General features: G+C 49.1%; 21 protein-coding genes and 1 riboswitch. Of the genes, 19 read left to right on the top strand and 2 right to left on the bottom strand.

Features of this window, described 5'->3' with window-relative positions; all coding sequences use genetic code 11:
* The first annotated feature begins 3 nt into the window (after window positions 1-3).
* The 13 genes from ACTBZS_RS03535 to ACTBZS_RS03475 are packed head-to-tail and all read left to right on the top strand — an operon-like array spanning window position 4 to window position 13943.
* Window positions 4-591, top strand: coding sequence for an NADH-quinone oxidoreductase subunit C (locus tag ACTBZS_RS03535; protein WP_460429325.1), 588 nt, complete (start codon window positions 4-6; stop codon window positions 589-591).
* Entirely contained in the window at window positions 584-1837 is a 1254-nt protein-coding gene (locus ACTBZS_RS03530; RefSeq protein ID WP_022652625.1) for an NADH-quinone oxidoreductase subunit D, read from the top strand. Before ACTBZS_RS03535 ends, ACTBZS_RS03530 begins: the two co-directional genes overlap by 8 nt.
* On the top strand, window positions 1837-2310 hold the full coding sequence (gene nuoE, locus ACTBZS_RS03525; RefSeq protein ID WP_460429326.1) for an NADH-quinone oxidoreductase subunit NuoE: 474 nt from the start codon (window positions 1837-1839) through the stop codon (window positions 2308-2310). Before ACTBZS_RS03530 ends, nuoE begins: the two co-directional genes overlap by 1 nt.
* A complete protein-coding gene (gene nuoF / locus ACTBZS_RS03520; RefSeq protein ID WP_022652623.1) occupies window positions 2311-3606 on the top strand; it encodes an NADH-quinone oxidoreductase subunit NuoF in 1296 nt (431 codons plus the stop codon).
* A 35-nt stretch (window positions 3607-3641) separates the two neighbouring features.
* Window positions 3642-5990 (top strand): NADH-quinone oxidoreductase subunit NuoG, encoded by a 2349-nt coding sequence (nuoG, locus tag ACTBZS_RS03515; RefSeq protein WP_463043287.1) that lies wholly within the window; start codon window positions 3642-3644, stop codon window positions 5988-5990.
* Window positions 5987-7036 (top strand): NADH-quinone oxidoreductase subunit NuoH, encoded by a 1050-nt coding sequence (nuoH, locus tag ACTBZS_RS03510; RefSeq protein WP_460429537.1) that lies wholly within the window; start codon window positions 5987-5989, stop codon window positions 7034-7036. The genes nuoG and nuoH overlap by 4 nt, the downstream gene beginning before the upstream one ends.
* Window positions 7037-7060: 24 nt before the next feature.
* Window positions 7061-7540, top strand: coding sequence for an NADH-quinone oxidoreductase subunit NuoI (gene nuoI, locus ACTBZS_RS03505; protein ID WP_211213653.1), 480 nt, complete (start codon window positions 7061-7063; stop codon window positions 7538-7540).
* Window positions 7541-7549: 9 nt separating this feature from the next.
* A complete protein-coding gene (locus ACTBZS_RS03500) occupies window positions 7550-8188 on the top strand; it encodes an NADH-quinone oxidoreductase subunit J (protein WP_460429328.1) in 639 nt (212 codons plus the stop codon).
* Window positions 8189-8215: 27 nt separating this feature from the next.
* Complete coding sequence (gene nuoK, locus ACTBZS_RS03495) at window positions 8216-8521, top strand: NADH-quinone oxidoreductase subunit NuoK (RefSeq protein ID WP_022652618.1); 306 nt, start codon at window positions 8216-8218, stop codon at window positions 8519-8521.
* A 32-nt stretch (window positions 8522-8553) separates the two neighbouring features.
* On the top strand, window positions 8554-10587 hold the full coding sequence (nuoL, locus tag ACTBZS_RS03490) for an NADH-quinone oxidoreductase subunit L (protein ID WP_460429329.1): 2034 nt from the start codon (window positions 8554-8556) through the stop codon (window positions 10585-10587).
* A 40-nt stretch (window positions 10588-10627) separates the two neighbouring features.
* Complete coding sequence (locus ACTBZS_RS03485; protein WP_460429330.1) at window positions 10628-12121, top strand: NADH-quinone oxidoreductase subunit M; 1494 nt, start codon at window positions 10628-10630, stop codon at window positions 12119-12121.
* Window positions 12122-12150: 29 nt separating this feature from the next.
* Window positions 12151-13614 (top strand): NADH-quinone oxidoreductase subunit NuoN, encoded by a 1464-nt coding sequence (gene nuoN / locus ACTBZS_RS03480; protein WP_460429331.1) that lies wholly within the window; start codon window positions 12151-12153, stop codon window positions 13612-13614.
* Between the two features lie 11 nt (window positions 13615-13625).
* Window positions 13626-13943: a DUF2818 family protein gene (locus tag ACTBZS_RS03475; protein WP_460429332.1), complete on the top strand. Its 318-nt coding sequence runs from the start codon at window positions 13626-13628 to the stop codon at window positions 13941-13943.
* Window positions 13944-13984: 41 nt separating this feature from the next.
* Here the strand turns inward: ACTBZS_RS03475 and ACTBZS_RS03470 are convergent, their stop codons facing one another.
* Window positions 13985-14845 carry a lipid A biosynthesis lauroyl acyltransferase gene (locus tag ACTBZS_RS03470; protein WP_463043286.1) on the bottom strand — a complete coding sequence of 287 codons (861 nt, stop codon included), beginning with the start codon at window positions 14843-14845 and terminating at the stop codon, window positions 13985-13987.
* Between the two features lie 18 nt (window positions 14846-14863).
* Entirely contained in the window at window positions 14864-15751 is an 888-nt protein-coding gene (locus tag ACTBZS_RS03465) for a lysophospholipid acyltransferase family protein (RefSeq protein ID WP_463043285.1), read from the bottom strand.
* 199 nt (window positions 15752-15950) lie between these two features.
* Between ACTBZS_RS03465 and metK the strand changes: the two genes are divergently transcribed.
* The 6 genes from metK to ACTBZS_RS03435 all read left to right on the top strand — a co-directional run bounded on the left by metK (window position 15951) and on the right by ACTBZS_RS03435 (window position 22509).
* Complete coding sequence (gene metK, locus ACTBZS_RS03460) at window positions 15951-17120, top strand: methionine adenosyltransferase (RefSeq protein WP_463043284.1); 1170 nt, start codon at window positions 15951-15953, stop codon at window positions 17118-17120.
* 57 nt (window positions 17121-17177) lie between these two features.
* A riboswitch (S-adenosyl-L-homocysteine riboswitch) is annotated at window positions 17178-17246 on the top strand.
* A gap of 65 nt (window positions 17247-17311) precedes the next feature.
* Entirely contained in the window at window positions 17312-18718 is a 1407-nt protein-coding gene (gene ahcY / locus ACTBZS_RS03455) for an adenosylhomocysteinase (RefSeq protein WP_460429335.1), read from the top strand.
* Window positions 18719-18795: 77 nt separating this feature from the next.
* Window positions 18796-19632 carry a methylenetetrahydrofolate reductase [NAD(P)H] gene (metF, locus tag ACTBZS_RS03450; RefSeq protein ID WP_460429336.1) on the top strand — a complete coding sequence of 279 codons (837 nt, stop codon included), beginning with the start codon at window positions 18796-18798 and terminating at the stop codon, window positions 19630-19632.
* Window positions 19633-19662: 30 nt separating this feature from the next.
* On the top strand, window positions 19663-20235 hold the full coding sequence (locus tag ACTBZS_RS03445; RefSeq protein WP_463043283.1) for a TIGR00645 family protein: 573 nt from the start codon (window positions 19663-19665) through the stop codon (window positions 20233-20235).
* Window positions 20236-20296: 61 nt separating this feature from the next.
* Window positions 20297-21046 (top strand): 23S rRNA (guanosine(2251)-2'-O)-methyltransferase RlmB, encoded by a 750-nt coding sequence (gene rlmB, locus ACTBZS_RS03440; protein ID WP_463043282.1) that lies wholly within the window; start codon window positions 20297-20299, stop codon window positions 21044-21046.
* 83 nt (window positions 21047-21129) lie between these two features.
* Window positions 21130-22509: an MFS transporter gene (locus tag ACTBZS_RS03435; RefSeq protein WP_027405051.1), complete on the top strand. Its 1380-nt coding sequence runs from the start codon at window positions 21130-21132 to the stop codon at window positions 22507-22509.
* The last annotated feature ends 70 nt before the right edge of the window (window positions 22510-22579 follow it).

The following is a 22579-nucleotide window of genomic DNA, read 5'->3' as shown; positions in this document are numbered from 1 at the left end:
ACTATGGCATCCAAACTGGAAGCACTCAAAACCTCACTTGAGGCAACTTTGGGTGGTGAATTAAAACTGGCCGTATTAGACCGTGGTGAGCTCACTATCGTCTTGCGTGCGGCCAATGCAGTACAATCCTGTACCACCTTGCGCGATCAATTCGGTTTTGAAGAATGTATTGATCTGTGCGGTGTCGACTACAGTGCATACAAAGATGGCCAATACGATGGCTTACGCTTCGCTGTTGTTTGCCATCTGCTGTCAGTTAAAAACAACATTCGCCTACGTGTACGCTTCTTTGCTGAAGAAGACGATTTCCCCGTGGTGCCGTCGTTAGTCAACGTATGGCCGGGGGTAAACTGGTTTGAACGTGAAGCGTTCGATCTATACGGTATCGTCTTCGAAGGCCATCCTGATTTACGTCGTATTTTGACTGACTACGGTTTTGTCGGTCATCCATTCCGTAAAGATTTCCCGCTGTCTGGTCACGTTGAAATGCGCTACGACCCAGTTCAAGGGCGTGTGATTTACCAGCCAGTCACAATCGAGCCGCGCGAAATTACCCCGCGCATCCTTCGCGAGGAGAACTACGGTGGCTGAGATCCGCAACTTCACCCTTAACTTTGGTCCTCAGCACCCGGCTGCTCACGGCGTGTTGCGTCTGGTGTTAGAGATGGACGGCGAAGTGATCGTTCGTGCTGACCCGCACATTGGGCTACTGCATCGCGGCACAGAAAAACTAGCCGAGTACAAAACCTTTATTCAATCTGTACCGTACATGGACCGTCTCGACTATGTGTCGATGATGTGTAATGAACATGCTTACTGTATGGCGATTGAAAAGCTGCTTGGTATCGATGTTCCATTGCGAGCACAATACATTCGTGTGATGTTTGATGAAATCACACGGATTCTGAACCACTTAATGTGGATCGGTGCGCACGCATTAGATATTGGCGCGATGACCGTGTTCTTGTATGCCTTCCGTGAACGCGAAGACCTGATGGACTGCTACGAAGCAGTGTCTGGGGCGCGGATGCACGCGGCCTACTATCGTCCTGGTGGCGTGTATCGTGATTTGCCCGATTCAATGCCACAGTACGAATTCTCAAAAATCAAAAATGCACGCGAACTGGCGAAGTTAAACGAAAATCGTCAAGGTTCGCTGCTTGATTTCATTGAAGATTTCACCAATCGCTTCCCAACTTGTGTTGATGAGTACGAAACGCTGTTGACTGACAACCGGATTTGGAAACAGCGTACTGTTGGTATTGGCGTGGTGACCCCTGAGCGCGCATTGGCGTTGGGTTTCTCCGGTCCAATGGTGCGTGGTTCGGGTATTGCATGGGACTTGCGTAAAAAACAGCCTTACGAAGTCTACGACCGCATGGATTTTGATATTCCTGTTGGGGTAAACGGCGATTGCTACGACCGCTATTTGGTTCGTATCGAAGAAATGCGTCAATCCAACCGCATCATCAAACAATGTATACAATGGTTGCGTGCTAACCAAGGCCCTGTCATCACCGACAACCACAAAGTTGCACCACCAAAACGTGTGGACATGAAGTCCAACATGGAAGAATTGATTCACCACTTCAAACTGTTCACTGAAGGGATGCATGTCCCTGAAGGCGAGGCTTACTCTGCTGTTGAACATCCAAAAGGTGAATTTGGTATCTATTTGGTCTCGGATGGGGCAAACAAACCCTATCGCCTGAAGATTCGTGCGCCGGGTTACGCGCATTTGGCTGCTATGGATGAAATGGCAAAAGGTCATATGCTGGCTGACGTGGTGGCCATTATTGGTACTCAGGATATTGTGTTCGGGGAGATTGACCGCTGATGTTGTCCCAAGAATCTATCGAAAAAATCGATCGCGAACTGGCAAAGTATCCTGCTGACCAACGCCGCTCGGCAGTGATGGGTGCCTTGCGTATTGCTCAAACAGAAAAGGGTTGGTTGGCAACAGAAACCATCGAGTTCGTTGCTAACTACATTGGTATTTCGCCTGTGGCGGCTTACGAAGTCGCGACTTTCTACAACATGTATGATCTTTCCCCTGTTGGGAAACATAAGATCACGGTATGTACCAACCTACCCTGTGCCTTATCTGGTGGCTATGATGCCGCTGAATACCTTAAGCAAAAATTAGGGATTGATTTTGGCGAGACCACTGCCGACGGAAAATTCACTCTCTGTGAAGGTGAATGTATGGGAGCCTGTGGTGATGCGCCGGTTTTGTTGGTGAACAATCACACCATGTGCAGCTTCATGTCTCGTGAAGCCATCGATAAAAAACTCGCGGAGCTGAAATAAATGGCGATTTATGCTTCGGGCGTGATCTTTGAAGGTGTTGACACCAGCGACGCTGGTTGTTGGCATTTGGATGCCTACCTCAAGCGTGGTGGCTATCAGGCACTGAAAAAAATCCTGGAAAACAAGATTCCCCAAGACGAAGTCATTGCTGAAGTAAAAGGCTCTGGTTTGCGTGGTCGGGGTGGTGCTGGTTTCCCAACAGGTTTGAAATGGTCTTTCATGCCTCGTAGTTTTCCTGGTGAAAAATACGTTGTATGTAATACCGACGAAGGTGAACCTGGCACTTTTAAAGACCGCGATATTCTGCGCTACAACCCTCACTCCTTGATCGAAGGTATGATCATTGCGGGTTATGCCATGGGTTCTCGCTGTGGGTATAACTACATCCACGGCGAGATCTTTGAGATGTATGAACGTTTCGAAGAGGCGCTCGAAGAAGCGCGCCAAGCCGGTCTATTGGGACAAAATATCTGTGGTTCGGGCTTTAACTTCGAACTGTATGCTCACCACGGCTATGGTGCTTATATCTGTGGTGAAGAAACTGCCTTGCTAGAATCATTAGAAGGCAAAAAAGGTCAGCCTCGTTTCAAACCACCGTTCCCAGCGTCTTTCGGTTTGTACGGTAAGCCCACCACGATTAACAATACTGAATCGTTTGCTTCGGTACCTTTTATTATCCGTGATGGTGGCACTCGGTTCTTAGAACAAGGTAAGCCAAACAACGGTGGTACGAAGCTGTTCTCGGTATCAGGCCATGTCAACCGTCCAGGTAACTATGAAATTCCGCTTGGAACACCATTCTCAACCTTGCTTGAGATGTGCGGTGGTATGCGCGACGGTAAAAAATTGAAAGCCGTGATTCCCGGTGGGTCTTCTGCGCCTGTTCTACCTGGCGACATCATGATGGACGTCACGATGGACTACGACAGCATCGCTAAAGCAGGTTCGATGTTGGGTTCTGGTGCCGTGATTGTGATGAATGAAGATATCTGTATGGTGAAAGCGCTAGAACGCCTTGCCTATTTTTATCACGAAGAATCCTGTGGTCAATGTACGCCATGCCGTGAGGGTACCGGTTGGTTATACCGTGTTATCCATCGCATCGAACATGGCTTAGGTCGTCCTGAAGATCTAGATTTATTGACATCGGTAGGCAATAACATGGCCGGACGTACCATCTGCGCCTTGGCTGATGCTGCGGTCTTCCCTGTCCGTAGCTTTACGAAACACTTCCGCAACGAGTTCGAGTATCACATCGAACATAAGAAGTGTCTGGTCAACCACAAATGGTGTTAACCGGCTCGACCGGTGAGTAGAGGTAGCATATCGCTATGGCATTGGAAATTGAAATCGACGGCAAAAAGCTGACTGTGCCGGACGGCTCCACAATCATGGATGCTGCTCATCAGGTCGGGACCTATATTCCGCATTTTTGCTATCACAAAAAACTGTCTATCGCGGCGAACTGCCGTATGTGTTTGGTTGAGGTTGAGAAAGCACCAAAACCATTACCTGCCTGTGCGACACCCGTGACAGATGGAATGAAGGTATTTACCCATTCTGATCTGGCGGTGAAAGCACAGAAAGGGGTGATGGAGTTCTTGCTCATTAATCATCCTTTAGACTGTCCAATTTGTGACCAAGGGGGCGAGTGTCAATTACAAGACCTCGCTGTTGGTTATGGTGGTGGCGATTCGCGCTATCAAGAGGAAAAACGGTCGGTCCCTGAAAAAAATATGGGCCCGCTGGTTTCCGCTGAAGAAATGGCGCGTTGTATTCACTGCACCCGTTGCGTGCGTTTTACCGAGGAAATCGGTGGCTTCCAAGAAATTGGTATGGCACATCGTGGCGAATTCTCTGAAATTTTGCCTTTCTTAGGTAAGACAGTGGATTCCGAGATTTCAGGTAACGTGATCGACTTGTGCCCTGTGGGTGCGTTGACCTCGAAACCTTTCCGCTATTCTGCCCGGACTTGGGAACTGTCACGCCGTAAATCTGTTAGCCCACATGATGGTTTGGGTAGCAATATGGTGCTGCAAGTCAAACACAATCGTGTTTATCGTGCATTGCCATTAGAAAACGAAAACATCAACGAATGCTGGCTGGCCGACCGTGATCGCTTCTCTTACGAAGCATTAAACAGCGATTTGCGCTTGACCAAGCCGATGGTCAAACAAGATGGTCGTTGGATTGAAACCGACTGGGCAGCGGCGCTTGACTATGTTTCTCACGGTTTAAAAGACATCATCACTCGTGACGGTGCCGATCGTGTTGCCTTCTTAGCTTCTCCCCACTCCACTACAGAAGAGTTATTTGCTCTTAAGAAATTGGCACGTGCTTTAGGGGTGAAGAATACAGATTACCGGACTCGTCGCGCCGACTTCCGCGCTGATGGTCTGCAGCATGGTGCTCTGTGGCTGGGCTGCGATATCGTTGAATTGGCTGCAGCCAAATCCGTGCTGGTGATTGGCTCAACGCTACGCAAAGAGCAACCTCTGCTTGCTGCACGCCTGCGTCAATCAGTCAAAAAAGGTACCCAACTGAATTTGGTGGCTTTGGCTGATGATGACTTGCGCACTGACACGCATGCCAAATTAGTGGTTGCCCCCGCAGCATTGGTGAACACCTTGGCACAGGTAGTGGCGGCTGCAGCTGAACTGAAACAAGAATCCTGTCAGTTGTCGTTGGATGGTGTGTCAATCGGTGATGAAGCACGTCGTATGGCGACTTCTTTGTCTGAAGCAGAAACCGGCGCGATTGTTTTGGGTCATTTGGCTCAACATCACCCAGCGTTTAGCGAGTTGTTATTGCTGGTGCAAGAACTGTCCCGCTTAACGGGTGCCCGTTTTGGTGTGTTCGGTGAAGCGGCTAACAGCGTTGGCGCTGAGCTGTTCTTCCGTCCTGATCAGGGTGGATTGAATGCAGCACAAATGCTGGCACAACCTCAAGCCGCTTATGTCTTGCTCAATACCGAACCCGATTTTGATGCACATAACCCTCAAGTCGCAAAAGCCACTTTAGGTCAAGCCAAGATGGTGGCTGCACTGACAGCCTTCCGCTCGCCTGAACTGTTGGCTTGTGCTGATGTGTTGCTGCCAATTGCGCCGTTTACAGAAACAGCCGGCAGTTTTGTCAACATGGAAGGCCGTTTGCAAACCTTTAATGGTGTGGTTAAGCCCTTGGGTGAAACACGTCCTGCATGGAAAGTACTGCGCGTGCTGGGTAACTTGGCCCAAGCCAGTGGTTTTGACTTCTCCTCTGTAGAAGAAATTCGTACTGAGTTTGCAAAACAGCTGAATGCCGATCGTGTGACAGGTTTAGATAACACCCTGAAAACGGATGCAGCGACAGTGAATACTGCTGTTGTGACCGACGGGTTACAGCGTCTTGGTGAAGTCCCTATCTATCAGGCCGATGCCTTATGCCGTCGTGCGGTCAGTCTGCAACAGACTGCTGATGCGCGTGCGCCAATCTTGGGTTTACATCCAGAGACCTTGCGCGAACAACAATTGCAAGCTGGCCAAACTGTGACTGTGCGTCAAGGTGAGGCTGAGGTGAGTTTAACCGTTGGCGAAGATGCGACTTTGCCAGTTGGTGTGGCTCGTGTTCCAACTGCTCATCCATTGACAGCCAGTTTGGGTGCGATGTTTGGCCGAATTGACATTGTGCGGGGTAAATAATGGAGTTCTTCCAAGCGTTGTTAGGAAATGATCTTGGCCTCGCTGCCTGGACATTGTTGAAAATCGTGGCCATTGTTTTGCCTTTGTTGGGTTGTGTTGCCTACCTGACGCTGGCAGAACGTAAAGTCATTGGTTATATGCAAATCCGTATCGGCCCAAACCGTGTTGGGCCGAAGGGTTTGTTACAGCCTATCGCTGATGCGTTAAAGCTGTTGACCAAAGAAATCATCATGCCCACCAAGTCGAGCAAATTTTTGTTCATCTTGGCGCCAGTGTTATCGATTTTGCCAGCACTGGCGGCATGGGCGGTGATGCCTTTCACGCCCAATTTGGTTCTAGCCAACATTGATGCCTCTCTGCTCTATATCATGGCGATCACCTCGATGGGGGTGTATGGCGTGATCGTGGCAGGCTGGGCTGCAAACTCAAAATACTCTTTCTTAGGCGCAATGCGTTCTGCAGCGCAAATCGTGTCGTACGAAATTGCGATGGGCTTTGCTCTGGTCGGCGTGTTGATGGTGTCTGGCAGCCTAAACTTGGTTGAGATTGTGAACCAACAAGCTGTTGGTTTGGCTGGTGGTTCTATCTTGTCTTGGAACTGGTTGCCACTGTTCCCCATGTTCGTGGTTTACCTGATCTCCGGCGTTGCTGAAACCAACCGTGCACCTTTTGACGTGGCTGAAGGTGAATCTGAGATTGTGGCGGGTTTCCACGTTGAATATTCCGGTATGGCTTTCGCGATCTTCTTCTTGGCTGAATACGCCAACATGATTTTGATTGCTGCCTTGACTGCGCTGATGTTCTTGGGTGGCTGGTTATCTCCATTCCCTGCTTCGATTCCGGTATTGGGTGCTGCAGGTATTCACTGGCTGTTGTTGAAAGCAGCTTTGGTGTTGTTCTGCTTCCTGTGGTTCCGCGCCACTTTCCCACGTTATCGTTATGACCAAATCATGCGTTTGGGTTGGAAAGTGTTTATTCCGGTCACTTTGGTGTGGGTGGTGGTAGTTGGTGCGTGGATGATGAGTCCGCTGTCGCTGTGGAACTAACGGGACAAGAAGGCTAACGCAATGTTGAAAAATTTCTTCAAGACCTTCCTGCTGGTCGAATTGCTGAAAGGGATGGCGCTGACTGGGCGTCACTTCTTCCAGCGTAAAATTACCGTGCAATACCCCGACGAGCGCACCCCTTACAGTCCGCGCTTCCGTGGTTTGCATGCGCAGCGTCGCTATCCAAACGGTGAAGAACGCTGTATTGCATGTAAGTTGTGCGAGGCCGTGTGTCCTGCGATGGCAATCTCCATCGAATCGGAAAAACGTGATGATGGCTCTCGCCGTACCACACGCTACGAAATTGACCTGACAAAATGCATCTTCTGTGGTTTTTGTGAAGAATCCTGTCCTGTCGATGCCATTGTGGAAACTCACATTTATGAGTATCACGGTGAGAAACGTGGTGATCTGTACTACACCAAACCGATGTTGTTAGCGGTGGGTGATAAGTACGAAGCCGAAATTGCCAAAGCGCGTGAAGCTGACGCCAAATACCGTTAAGGGGGGAACATGTCGTTTCAAGAAGTTGTGTTCTATGTGTTGTCAGCCATCGTGCTCTACTCTGGTTTGCGGGTGGTGACAGCCAAAAACCCAGTCCATGCTGCGTTGTTCTTGGTGCTGGCTTTTTTCTCTGCCGCTGGCCATTGGCTGCTGATGCAAGCTGAGTTTTTGGCAATCGCCTTAGTGCTGGTTTATGTCGGTGCGGTGATGGTGTTGTTCTTGTTCGTGGTGATGATGTTGGATATCAACTTCGAAAAACTCCACGAAGGCTTTTGGCGACATTTGCCGCTAGCAGGAACGGTTGCAGTGATCATGGTCGTTGAAATGGTGATGGTGTTGTTAAGTCCATCAGCAGATTTGTCGAGCATGAACGAAATTGCCCCGCTGGCCGAAGGCATGAGCAATGTGCGTGAGTTAGGTTTACAAATCTACACCACCTATTTGCTGCCGTTTGAGTTGGCTGCTGTACTGCTGTTGCTGGCGATTGTCGCAGCGATTGCATTAACCATGCGTAAACGCAAAGACACCAAGTATATCGACCCTGCTGTTCAGGTTCGTGTACAACGTGCTGATCGTGTTCGTGTGCTCAAGATGGATGCCGAGCCACGTGCCAACGCTGATACTGACAACAACGAATCCGCGGCCTGAGCTGCGTATTGAACTCAGGGAGATGCCGTGCTGACTTTGACTCATTACTTAGTGCTTGGGGCGATTTTGTTTGCCATTAGCGTGCTGGGTATTTTGCTTAACCGTAAAAATGTAATTGTGTTGCTGATGGCAATTGAATTGATGCTGTTGGCGGTGAATTACAACTTTATCGCGTTTTCTAAATACCTCTCCGATACGGGTGGGCAGATTTTTGTCTTCTTTATCCTGACCGTGGCAGCCGCTGAATCAGCGATTGGTTTGGCTATTATGGTTGGCCTGTTCCGTAACCTGCGTACCATCAGTGTCGAAGACCTGGGCAGCCTCAAAGGCTGACGCGAACCGAACGAAAGAGAAGCACAGAAATCATGGAGATGAAGAGCTTATATCTGCTAATCGCGCTAGCGCCTTTGCTCGGCTCGGCTTTAGCAGGCTTATTTGGTTGGGCGATTGGTCGTCGTGCGGCGCACGTCGCGACCATTGCAGGGGTGATGGTGTCTGCCATCGGTTCTGCATACACCCTAAACTATCTGTTGAATGGTGGTGAGCCATTCAACGGTAACATTTACACTTGGTTAACCGTCAACGGCATCGAATATTCGGTCGGGTTTTTGGTCGATAATTTAACTGCCATGATGATGGTCGTCGTGACTTCGGTGTCGCTGATGGTGCATATCTACACCATCGGTTACATGTCGGAAGATCCTGGCTATCAGCGTTTCTTCAGTTACATCTCACTGTTCACCTTCTCGATGTTGATGTTGGTGATGTCTAACAACTTCGTACAGCTGTTCTTCGGCTGGGAAGCTGTTGGTTTGGTGTCGTATCTGTTGATTGGTTTCTGGTTTAAAAAACCAACAGCCATTTTTGCCAACTTAAAAGCGTTCTTGGTTAACCGTGTTGGTGACTTTGGTTTTGCGTTAGGGATTGGTATGGTGTTGTATCACTTCGGTGGTTCGTTGAACTACACCGATGTGTTCGCTGCTGCACCTGCACTAAAAGACGCCACCATTGAACTGATTCCGGGTTCAACTTGGTCGTTGATGACCGTCACCTGTATTCTTCTGTTTATTGGTGCCATGGGTAAGTCGGCGCAGTTCCCTCTGCATGTGTGGTTACCCGACTCGATGGAAGGTCCAACACCGATTTCCGCGCTGATTCACGCTGCTACGATGGTGACCGCTGGTATCTTTATGGTATCTCGTATGTCACCACTGTTCGAATTGTCTGATACTGCCTTGTCGGTGGTGTTGGTGGCAGGTTCGATCACCGCGTTGTTCATGGGTTTCTTGGGCATCGTACAAAATGACATCAAGCGCGTCGTGGCTTATTCCACTCTGTCTCAGCTCGGTTATATGACTGTGGCTCTGGGTGTGTCGGCCTACAATGTGGCAGTGTTCCACCTGATGACTCATGCATTCTTCAAAGCGTTGCTGTTCTTAGCGGCAGGCTCGGTCATCATTGGTATGCACCACGACCAAGATATGCGTAATATGGGTGGTCTGCGCAAATACATGCCGATTACTTGGATCACGAGCTTGATTGGTTCTTTGGCACTGATTGGTACCCCATTCTTTGCTGGTTTCTACTCGAAAGACTCGATTATTGAAGCTGTCCATGCATCCAACTTGGCAGGTAGCGGTTTTGCTTACTTCGCGGTGGTTGCAGGCGTCTTCATTACTGCTTTCTATAGCTTCCGTCTTTACTTCTTGGTGTTCCATGGTGAAGAGCGTTGGATGAAAGTACAACATGATGACCATCATCATGATGCACACGATGACCACGACCATCATCACGGTTTAGGCCCGAATGACAAACCACACGAAAGCCCATGGGTGGTAACGCTGCCACTGGTCTTGTTGGCGATTCCTTCGGTTGTTATTGGTTACATCGCAATTGAGCCGATGCTCTACGGTGATTTCTTCAAAGGTATCATCTACATCGATCATGAAGCTCACCCAGCGATGGCAACCATGGCAGAGCATTTCCACGGTGCGGCAGCAATGACCGCTCATGCCTTGCAAACTTTACCATTCTGGTTAGCGTTGGCAGGTGTGGTAACGGCATGGTTCTTCTATATGAAGGCACCACAGATTCCTGCTGCGATCAAGAGAATGTCTGGCCCAATCTATACGCTGTTGGAAAACAAATACTATCTTGATGACATTTACTTTGCTCTCTTTGCCAAAGGTTCACGCCTGTTAGGGACTGGCTTCTGGAAAGTGGGTGATCAAGCGCTGATTGATGGCTTGGTAGTGAATGGTTCGGCAAAGCTGGTAGGGCTGTTCTCCCGCGTGACCCGCAAGCTGCAATCCGGCTTCATCTACAGTTACGCAACAGCAATGATTATTGGAGTTCTCGGTTTGATGACCCTTTGGCTCTCTGGTGTCATTGCACGCTGAACAACGACAACAAATATCTCGAAACTGTTAGGTTGGGCTTATGGTTGAAAATCTGTTAAGTCTGGCAATCTGGACACCTATTGTGGCCGGATTGCTGGTGATAGCGACGGGTGGGGACAAGAATGCCAATATGGCACGTCTCCTCGCGTTGGCGGGGGCTGCCTTGGGCTTCCTTGTCACGCTGCCCCTTTATACTCAATTTGATACGCTACATGGCGGGATGCAATTCGAAGAGAAGTTTTCTTGGATTGCTAGCTTAAACATCAATTATCACCTTGGTGTTGACGGCATTTCGATGCTGTTTGTGATCCTCAACAGCTTTACCACCTTATTAGTGGTATTAGCTGGATGGCAGGTGATCGAAAAGCGTGTCGCCCAGTATATGGCTGCTTTCTTAGTGATGTCTGGCCTGATCAATGGTGCTTTTGCTGCCCTTGATGCTGTGCTGTTCTACGTCTTCTTCGAAGCCATGCTGATCCCGATGTATCTGATCATCGGTGTCTGGGGCGGCCCACGTCGTGTGTATGCATCGATTAAATTCTTCCTCTACACGCTGTTGGGCTCGTTGTTAATGTTGGTGGCGTTCATTTACTTGTACTTCCAAGCTGGCTATAGCTTTGAAATTCTCAAGTATCACACCCTGCCACTGCCATTAACTGCACAAATCCTGATCTTCATTGCCTTCTTTATGTCTTTTGCAGTGAAGGTACCAATGTGGCCTGTGCACACTTGGTTGCCCGATGCTCACGTTGAAGCACCGACAGGTGGCTCGATGGTGCTGGCGGCAATCACGCTGAAAATTGGTGCTTATGGCTTCTTACGTTTTGTGTTGCCGATTGTGCCTGATGCGTCGCGTGAATTAGCGTGGTTGATGGTAGCCTTGTCGTTGGTGGCGGTGGTTTACATCGGTCTGGTTGCGTTGGTGCAAACCGATATGAAGAAATTGGTGGCTTACTCCTCCATTTCTCACATGGGTTTTGTCACGTTAGGTTTGTTCTTGTTTGCTGGTAATGAGCTCAACCCATGGGCGATCGAAGGCGCGATTGTGCAGATGGTCTCTCACGGTTTTGTCTCGGCTGCCATGTTTATGTGTATCGGCGTGATGTACGACCGTCTGCATACACGGAACATTGCTGACTATGGCGGTGTTGTAAACCGGATGCCAATCTTTGCCGCATTCTTCCTGTTGTTTGCGATGGCGAACTCGGGTTTACCTGCAACCTCTGGTTTCGTCGGTGAGTTCATGGTGATCATGGGCGCATTACAAGTGAACTTCTGGGCAGCCTTCGCTGCGGCCACTACCCTGATCTTCGGCGCTGCTTACACCTTATGGATGTATAAGCGAGTGGTGTTTGGTGATGTGGCGAACAGTCATGTTGCTGAAATGGAAGATGTGAACAAGCGTGAGTTCCTGATCTTGGCTATCTTGGCTGTGATGGTGCTTGGCATGGGCTTGTATCCCGAGATGTTCGTCAAGGTTATGCATGTATCGGTTAATGACCTGATCGCGCATGTTGCTCAATCTAAGCTGTAAGGCAGTGCTGTTCATAAGGAAAGAATTAGATGAGTTGGGCTGATTTGAATCTGATGCCGGCATTGCCCGAGATTTTTCTCCTCACGGCTTTATCCGTCATCTTGGTACTGGACTTGTTTCTGTCTGATGCCAAGCGGGGAATTACCTACGGGTTGACATTGCTCACCCTGTTGGGCTGTGCTGTGCTGACTTTGACTACTTGGGTACCTTATCCAGAAACGACCTTCAGCGGCATGTTTGTTGATGATCCGGTTTCTGATCTTGCCAAAATTGGTTTGTATATTGCGGTGGCCGTGACTTTGGTTTACACCCGTCAATATGCAGCTAACCACGGCATCTTTAAGGGTGAATACTACACGCTGACCTTGTTTAGTCTGTTGGGCATGATGGTGATGGTGTCGTCCAGCCATTTCCTCACGCTGTACATTGGCTTGGAACTGTTGTCTTTGGCCTTGTACGCGCTGATTGCGCTGAAACGTGACTCCACCCCAGCACTAGAAGCCGCGATGAAGTATTTCGTGTTGGGTGCTTTGGCCTCCGGCATGTTGCTGTACGGCATGTCGATGCTCTACGGCGCAACTGGCAGCTTGTTCTTGGTTGAAGTGGCAAATGACATTGCTTCTGGCCAAGCGAACAGTATGTTGGTGGTGTTTGGGATTGTGTTTGTGGTGGCAGGCTTGGCCTTTAAATTGGGTGCAGTGCCGTTCCACATGTGGGTGCCTGACGTTTACCACGGCTCGCCAACGGCGATCACCTTGATGATTGGTGCTGCCCCTAAAATCGCTGCGATGGTGTTTGTGTGGCGTATTTTGGCCCAAGGCTTGGGTGCTGCAGTGGCCGATTGGCAAATGATGTTGGTGGTGTTGGCTGTGTTGTCGATGGCGCTGGGTAATATTACTGCTATTGCTCAAACCAATCTGAAACGTATGTTTGCGTACTCAACTGTTTCGCACATGGGTTTCCTGTTGGTTGGTATTTTGGCTGGTACAGAAGCAGGTTACACCGCAGCACTGTTCTACATCTTGGTTTATGTCTTAATGTCGCTGGCTGGCTTCGGTATTTTGTTATTGCTGTCGCGCGCTGGTTTCGATTGTGAAACTTTAGACGACCTCAAAGGTCTGAACCAAAAGAACAGTTGGTACGCGCTGTTAATGTTGTTCACCATGTTCTCGATGGCTGGTATCCCGCCTCTGGCAGGTTTCTACGCCAAGTTTGCAGTTTTAAAAGCGGCGGTTGACGTAGGTTTAGTTTGGTTAGCAGTGGTTGGTGTGGTGTTCTCGTTGGTGGGTGCGTTCTACTACTTGCGTGTTGTGAAATGCATGTATTTTGATGAGCCTAACGATGAACCTGTTCCTGCTGCACGCCCAGAAATGAAACTGGTGTTGAGTCTGAATGCGGTGGCTCTGCTGGTGTTGGGTGTGGTGCCAGACAGCCTGTTGACCTTGTGTGTTGATGCAATGAAACAATCCCTGTCAGTGGTTGCTGGGGCATAAGGATCTGAAGTATGGAATGGCAAGTCTTGGCGCTATTATTGGTTGCATTGGTAACGGCTAACTTGCCATTTGTCTCAGAGCGTGTGTTCTTGCTGATACCTGTGCCACTGCAAAAAGGTAAGAAACATTTTGCGTGGCAACTGCTGGAGTTGTTGTTGTGGTATGGGGTGGTGGGGGCTTTCGCGTTGTGGTTAGAGTCGAAAACAGCGCCTATCCATCCGCAAAAATGGCAATTCTATGCCACAACTTTATCTCTGTTTTTGGTTTTAGCCTTCCCCGGATTTGTTGTTCGTTATTTTTGGCGGTGGCGTAAACCTGCTTGGCAATAAAACAGTCTGAAATAAAAAGCCCCACGATAGTGGGGCTTTTTTTAGTTGTAGAACCGTGCTTGACCTTCAGGTCGGGTTTTAAAGCGTTTGTGTAGCCAGAAATATTGCTCGGGCTGCTCTAAAATTCGCTCTTCAATAAAAGCATTCATGCGACGAGTATCAGCTGTAATGTCTTCTGTTGGAAAATTCTCCCACGCAGGGTAGAACGTTAACTCGTAGTGATTGCCTACTCGAGTGGGAATGGCTGGAATCACTTTGGCTTTAGATAACTTTGCAATACGAGATAACCCAGTGATCGTGGCTGCTTCAACACCAAAGAATGGAACAAAAATAGAGTCTTTTGGGCCAAAGTCCTGATCAGGCAAATAAACAAATGGAGTATGGTCTTTCATGGCTTTAATAATTGAACGTAGCCCTTCTTGCCGAGAGACAATTTTAGCATTATCAAAACGCATTCTTCCCTGATAAATCTGTTGATTGAGTATTGGGTTTTTTTGGTTTGAATAGACACTGACTAAGGCTTTTTCTAAATTCAAACGATATACACACATTTCAAATCCAACAAAGTGTGGGTATAAAATAATCACATTTTCTTGTTCATATTGTTTTAGATAATCTAGGTTGTGAATTTTAACTAGGCGTTGTAAGCGCTGTGGTGTGGCATACCACATAATCCCATACTCAAGTAACATTCTCGCCATTGCATGAAAATGTTGCCGGATAATGTCGCGCCGTTTGGTTTCGCTCCAGTCAGGAAAACACAAGCGTAAATTGATTAAACCGACCTGCCTTCTTTCTTTGGCCAGTAAATAAGCCAGTTTGCCAATTGGCCATGCAAATAAATTTAATACACTGAGTGGCAAATGATGTAGCAGCCATAACAAAAAAATGGCAAAACGCATAAAAGAGTCTCTTAATAATTAACAAGCAGAGGAGGGTGGTTGGACGCCAGCGGGTTTTTTGTAACGGTTGTAACTCCATAAATATTGTTCTGGCGCTTCGCAAATGACACTTTCCACCATTTGATTCATCAAAGCGACATCATGTTCTTTATCGCCGGTGAAAGGTGTTTGCAAGGGACGGATTTTAATGATAAATCCTTGCCCTTTTGGCAAGCGGTGGCCATAGAAAAACAGGGTAGTCACACCCTTCATGGTGGCTAGGCGTGGCACCAGTGTCATGGTGTAGGCTGGCCGACCAAAAAATGGTGCCCAAACACCATCACCTTGACTGGGCACTTGATCCGGTAGAATCACGGTTGCTTCGCCTGCGCGCAGAGCCTTCATAATTTGCCGTACCCCTGCTGGGGTGGCCGGGGCTGTTTTTCCCTTGTCCCGTACACGGCCTTGATTCATGACGGGTTCTAACCACGCTAACTTTGGCGGACGGTACATCGCGGTTAATGGGCAGGACAGGCGCTGTGAAACATAACGCCCAGCAATGTCATAATTACCAAGATGAGGTGTCACCAATAACAAACCTTCACCACGGGCTTGTGCAGCCTCAATATGTTCCCAACCTTCACAAGCTTGTACTAGGCGCATAATGTCGTCTGGTGTACGGCACCACGCGATGCTGAGTTCTGCTGCACCCATCCCGATGTGGTCAATACTTTGTTTGACCAATTTGGCTTCAGACTGATAACTTGCGGCGATTTTGCTGTGGTGAAGATTGTCTTGAATGCGTTGCCGAAAACGTGGGGAGAATCCCGCAGCAAGACGAGCCAAACAACGACCGATGACTTGCACCTGTGGCAACGGAAGATAAGACAAAGCAGTAATCAGAAATTGGGCAAGGCGAGCACGCACAGTTGGCCTTTCGGCGAGGGATCAACAGTGCCGCGCATTTTAGCGGTTTTTTAGGTCTGGCCTAGTGTCAGTTGGTTGCCATCTGCGATAGGTCAGGTTTTAGGGTAGCGTTTTTCAGAAAGGAGTCTGCGAGCACGGAGCGTCATCCACGCTAAGCTATCCCCCCTTGTTCTTGTAACAGGGTGTCTCGCAAAAACACATGAGTGAATACCTGTTTACTTCGGAATCCGTGTCCGAAGGCCATCCGGATAAGGTGGCAGATCAAATTTCAGATGCGATCTTGGATGCCATTTTGAGCCAAGACAAGTATGCCCGCGTGGCAGCTGAAACGTTGGTCAACACCGGTTTGGTGGTGTTAGCGGGTGAGATTACCACCCACGCGAATGTCGATTACATCCAAGTGGCTCGCGATACCATCAAACGCATTGGTTATGACCGTTCGGATTTAGGCTTTGACTATCGTGGTTGTGCGGTGTTGGTTGCCTATGACAAACAATCTCCAGATATTGCCCAGGGGGTGAACGAAGGGCAGGGGCTGGATTTGGAACAAGGTGCTGGCGACCAAGGTTTGATGTTTGGTTATGCTTGCGATGAAACGCCAAGCCTAATGCCCTTCCCAATCTACTATGCACACCGTTTAGTACAACGTCAGGCCGAGTTGCGTAAAGATGGCCGTCTGCCGTGGTTGCGTCCTGATGCCAAGTCGCAAATTACTTGCGTGTACGATAGTGCAACTGGTTTGCCAAAGCGGATTGATACTGTGGTGTTGTCAACGCAACATGCCCCTGAGATCACACAAGAAACGCTGACTGAAGCGGTGATTGAAGAGATTATCAAGCCGGTTTTGCCGGCTCATATGTTGACTGCCGAAACCAAATACTTGATTAACCCGACTGGCCGTTTTGTGATTGGTGGCCCGATGGGGGATTGTGGTTTGACTGGCCGCAAAATTATTGTGGATACCTATGGTGGTGCAGCGCCACATGGTGGTGGCGCCTTCTCTGGTAAAGATCCGTCAAAAGTGGATCGTTCTGCTGCTTATGCAGGTCGTTATGTGGCTAAAAACATTGTTGCCGCAGGTTTAGCGCGTCAGTGCCAAATTCAAGTTTCTTACGCGATTGGTGTGGCGAAGCCAACTTCGATCTCGGTGGATACGTTTGGAACCAATGTAGTACCAAATGAATTGATTGTGGAATTAGTGAAAAAACATTTTGATTTACGGCCAAAAGGCATTGTGCAGATGTTGGACTTACTGCGTCCGATTTATGGCAAGACTGCTGCTTATGGTCACTTCGGTCGTGAAGAGCCTGAATTCTCTTGGGAAGCGACCGACAAAGCCGCTGCTTTGCGCGCTGATGCAGGTTTGTAATTGACGGTTGCACGGTGTGAGTTGGCTGATGTTTAACGTATAATTGGCTTTCTTCCCTTCGCCGGGGAGCGCTGCGAGAGGACAGTTTCCTCCCAGGCCCGGCATCTTTAACGGCGCTCACCCATCAATCCGTGCCGGTACGGGTTGCGGGTGAACCGCATCCCTCCGGCCACCGCCTCTATGGAGTGTTCATGAACGCTGTGGCTGATAAAGATTATGTTGTTGCTGATATGTCCTTGGCTGATTGGGGTCGTAAAGAACTCAATATTGCCGAAACCGAAATGCCAGGTTTGATGGCGGTGCGTGAAGAATACCGTCACCAACAACCCCTGCGTGGTGCGCGTATCGCCGGTTCTTTGCACATGACAGTGCAGACCGCTGTTTTGATTGAAACCTTAACTGCCTTGGGTGCGGAAGTGCGCTGGGCATCATGCAATATCTTTTCCACCCAAGATCATGCGGCTGCTGCGATTGCTGCCTCTGGTGTACCTGTCTTTGCCGTCAAGGGTGAGACTTTAGACGAGTACTGGGAATATTCCCACCGCATTTTTGAATGGCCAGAAAACCAACCCGCCAATATGATTTTGGATGATGGTGGTGATGCAACGCTGTTGTTGATTTTGGGCAGCAAGGCCGAACACGACCGCAGCGTGATTTCGCATCCCACCAACGAAGAAGAAACCGCGCTGTTTGCCGCGATTGCCCGCCATTTAGATCAAGATCCACATTGGTACTCTAAGCGTCTGCAACATATTCAAGGCGTGACCGAAGAAACCACCACCGGCGTACATCGTCTCTACCAGATGGCCGAGCGTGGCGAATTGCCATTCCCAGCGATTAACGTCAATGACTCAGTGACCAAGACAAAATTCGACAACTTATATGGTTGCCGTGAATCGTTGGTTGATGGCATTAAACGTGCAACCGATGTGATGATTGCCGGTAAGGTTGCCGTGGTATTAGGCTACGGTGATGTGGGTAAAGGATGTGCTCAATCGCTGCGTGGCTTGGGTGCTACGGTGTGGGTGACAGAGATTGATCCTATTTGCGCGTTGCAAGCAGCGATGGAAGGCTATCGTGTGGTGCGGATGGATGATGTCTGCGACAAGGCCGATATTTTTGTGACTGCCACCGGTAATGTGTCGGTGATTACGCACGATCACATGAAAAACATGCGTCACAACGCTATTGTTTGCAACATCGGCCACTTTGACAGCGAAATTGAAGTCGCCTCGTTGCGTCAATATCAGTGGGAAAACATTAAGCCGCAGGTCGATCACATCATCTTCCCAGATGGCAAACGTGTGATTTTGTTGGCTGAGGGCCGCTTGGTTAATCTAGGATGTGCCACGGGTCACCCTTCGTTTGTGATGTCCAATAGCTTTACCAACCAAGTGTTGGCACAAGTCGAGTTGTTTACCAATGGTCAACAATACGCCAATCAAGTGTATATCCTGCCAAAACACTTGGATGAAAAAGTCGCCCGCTTACATCTGGAACGAATCGGTGCCGAATTGACCGAATTGTCAGATGAACAAGCGCGTTATATCGGCGTAGAAAAACAAGGCCCATACAAAGCAGCGCACTACCGCTACTAAACCATGAGCTGCATCTAACAGAGACAGCGCCTCGGCGCTGTCTTTTTTTAATCAAATCGCTGTCGGGGGATATATTGATGAGCCAAACCAAACCAACTATCAGTTTTGAATTTTTTCCGCCCAAAACCCCTGAGGGGATGACCAAACTTCGCACCACACGGCAACAGCTGGCACAGTTTCAACCGGCTTTTTTCTCTGTCACCTTTGGTGCGGGTGGTACTACGCGTGATGGGACCTTGGCTGCTGTGTTAGATATTCGTAGCGAAGGTTTGGCTGCCGCGCCCCATTTGTCTTGTATTGGTTCCACGCGTGAAAATATCAGTGCCATCTTGCAAGAGTATCGTCAGCATGGCATCCGCCATATTGTGGCATTGCGGGGTGATATTCCCTCAGGAATGGGGACGTTTGGCGAGTTTCGCTATGCAAATGAATTAGTCAGTTTTATTCGTGAACAGCATGGTGCCCACTTCCATATTGAAGTGGCGGCTTATCCTGAATATCACCCGCAAGCAACCACCGCCCATGCCGATATTCGCAATTTTGTGCGTAAAGTCGAGGCTGGGGCGGATTCTGCGATTACCCAATACTTTTTTAATGCCGATGCTTACTTTGCCTTTGTTGATGAAGTGCAAGCGCTGGGTGTGAATATCCCGATTGTGCCGGGGATTATGCCAATCAATAACTTCAGTCAATTAGCTCGCTTCTCCGACACCTGCGGGGCAGAGATTCCGCGTTGGCTGCGCTTGAAATTGCAATCGTATGCCGATGATACGGCTTCGATTCGTGCTTTAGGCTTGGATGTCATCAGCGCACTGTGTGATCGTTTACTCAGCCAAGGGGCACCGGGTTTGCATTTTTATACCTTGAATCAGGCAGGCACTGTCTCTACTATCTGCCAGCGATTAGGCTTGTAATCGATTTTGTTTCATCATCAGGAATTCAGCATGACACCATCCGAAGGACAACATACCGCTTCCGCTATCCCCGTGTACCGGCAAGAAGGGGTGAAAGGGAAAGTCGCCGCTCTGATTTTTTGGAGTCGTTGGTTACAACTGCCAATTTATTTGGGTTTGATTGTGGTGCAAGGGGTATACGCTTGGAAATTTCTCAGCCAGCTTTATCACCTGTTAACACAGCTTAACGTACTCACTGAAACTGAAATCATGCTAACCGTATTAGCATTGATTGATGTGGTGATGATTGCCAATCTGTTGTTGATGGTTACCGTGGGGGGCTATGAAACCTTTGTGTCACGGTTGAGGGTGGATAACCATCCCGATCAACCAGAATGGTTAGATCATGTGAACGCCTCGGTATTAAAAGTCAAATTGTCGATGGCGATTATTTCAATCTCTTCCATTCACTTATTGCAAACCTTTATCAATGCTTCTCGCTTGGATGAGCATACGATAAAATGGCAGCTGTTCTTGCATTTAGCTTTCTTACTCTCGGCGGCAGCCATTGCCTACACCGATAAGCTATTGCATTCCACTGTTGTTGCTCATCATCCGCACTAATCCTGTGCTGGCGCGAGTTTGGGGACAATGCCCACTCGCGCATATCAAAGAAAGTTGCTCTGTGTCTCGTCCCACTCAACTGATTCACGGCTTTCATGCAGTGAATGCCCGTTTATTTCAAAACCCAGACAGTATTATTGAACTCTATTGTGCCAATGGTCGTCACGATAGCCGAATGCAGGAAACAATTGCACAAGCGGAACGGGCTGGGGTGCGGTTGCATTACCTCGATAATGCGCGTTTAGATGGCATGACTGGCCATGCACGTCATCAAGGTGTTGTCGCACAGATTGATCCTCGTCGCCATTACTTGACTTTGGACGATGTGTTGGAAAACTTGCAAGAAGCGCCGTTGTTATTGGTATTAGATGGGGTGACCGATCCTCATAATCTGGGGGCGTGTTTGCGTGTTGCCGATGCAATGGGCGCTCATGCCGTGATTGCGCCAAAAGATCGTTCAGCTGGGCTGAATGCCACGGTGAGTAAGGTGGCATGTGGCGCAGCGGAAGTCGTGCCATATATCACAGTGACCAACTTGGCGCGTACTTTGCGCGAGCTAAAAGAGGCTGGCGTGTGGATTGCTGGTACAGCAATGGAAGCGAACACCGATTTATTCCATTTCCAACATACCGGCCCATTGGCTTGGGTGATGGGGGCTGAAGGCGAAGGAATGCGCCGGCTGACGCGTGAAACCTGTGATGTACTGGTATCGATTCCGATGTTTGGCTCTGTTGAAAGTCTAAATGTCTCGGTGGCCAGCGGCATGGTGTTGGCTGAAAGCCGCCGTCAACGGGTATTAGCTGTGTCGTAAGCCACAAGGAAACGGTGATAACCCACCACGAAAGCACACCACCTTTGGTGGTGGCTTTCTCTTTTTATGGAACGATCAATCGCATGACCGCACTTGAACTGCGCGCCAGTCTAGGACTCGCAGGCTTATACGCCCTGCGTATGTTAGGGATGTTTTTGATTTTGCCGGTGTTTGCCTTATATGCCCACACCCTTCCGGGCGGTGATGAACCGCTGTGGATCGGGCTGGCATTAGGCAGCTATGGCCTGACCCAAGCTTTGTTGCAATTGCCCTTTGGGATGTGGTCGGATCATATTGGCCGCAAACCGCTGATTTATCTCGGTTTAATCCTGTTTGCCATCGGCAGCTTAATTGCTGCATGGGCGCCGGATGTGGTGTGGTTGACAGTGGGGCGCGTGATTCAAGGGGCAGGGGCGATTTCAGCCGTGATTACTGCGTTATTGGCTGATCTGACCCGTGAAGAAAACCGTACCCGCGCTATGGCAATGATTGGGATGACGATTGGCCTGACGTTTGCCTTTAGTTTGGTATTGGGCCCGTTGCTCACCCGCTATATTGGCGTCCCCGGTATTTTTCTGCTGACAGCGGTGTTGTGTGTGTTTGCGCTGCTTGGGGTGTATTGGATTATTCCTAATCCAGTGGCGACCCGTTTTCATTCTGATGCCGAAGCCTCTCCTGCACGCTTACCTGCTGTGTTGCGCAATCGTGAGTTGTTGCGTCTGAACTTTGGAATTTTTGCGCTACATGCGGCACAAATGGCGATGTTTGTAGTGATTCCGTTTTTGTTAACGAAAACCGGTGGTTTAGATCATGACCATCATTGGCAAGTCTATTTGCCTGTGGTGGTGTTGGGTTTTGTGTTGATGGTGCCGGCAATTATCTACGGTGAAAAAAAGCACCGTTTGAAACAGGTTTTTGTGTTTGCCATTAGTTTGATGTGTATTGCACAAATCAGTATGGCGTTGTGGTTAGATAGCTTTGCGGCGATTGTGGCGGCGTTGGCATTATATTTTATTGCTTTCAATATCTTAGAAGCGACTTTACCCTCTTTGGTGTCTAAAATTGCCCCTGCCGAGGCAAAGGGAACGGCGATTGGTGTATATAACACGGGTCAATCGTTGGGCTTGTTTGTCGGGGCCAGTGTCGGGGGGGCGTTATATGGTTGGTATGGCAGCAGTGGGACGTTTGCGTTTTGTGCGGTATTGATGGTGATTTGGTTGTTACTTGCTATCCGTATGACGCCGCCGCCTGCAGTGCGAACTCAGTTGTATCATATCGATCCTGATTTTATTGCGCGTCATTGGCAAGGGAATGCGGCGGCTTTGTCAGCGCAGTTGGCGCGTTTTGAGGGGGTGTGTGAGGCGGTGGTGATTGCGGCTGAAGACGTGGCGTATCTTAAAGTCCGGCAGGGGACGTGGGATCAAGCAGGGGTTGAGGCCTTGTTACAAATTAAAGCGTCTTGATGAGAGAGATGTTGGATGGGAAAAGTGGCCGGATTTACGGCCACTTTTTTTGTTGTTGCATCGTTTGGTG

This window comes from Aquaspirillum sp., from assembly GCF_055136605.1.
Note: the sequence above shows the minus strand (reverse complement) of the source record. Positions and strands in the feature narration are given on the sequence as shown.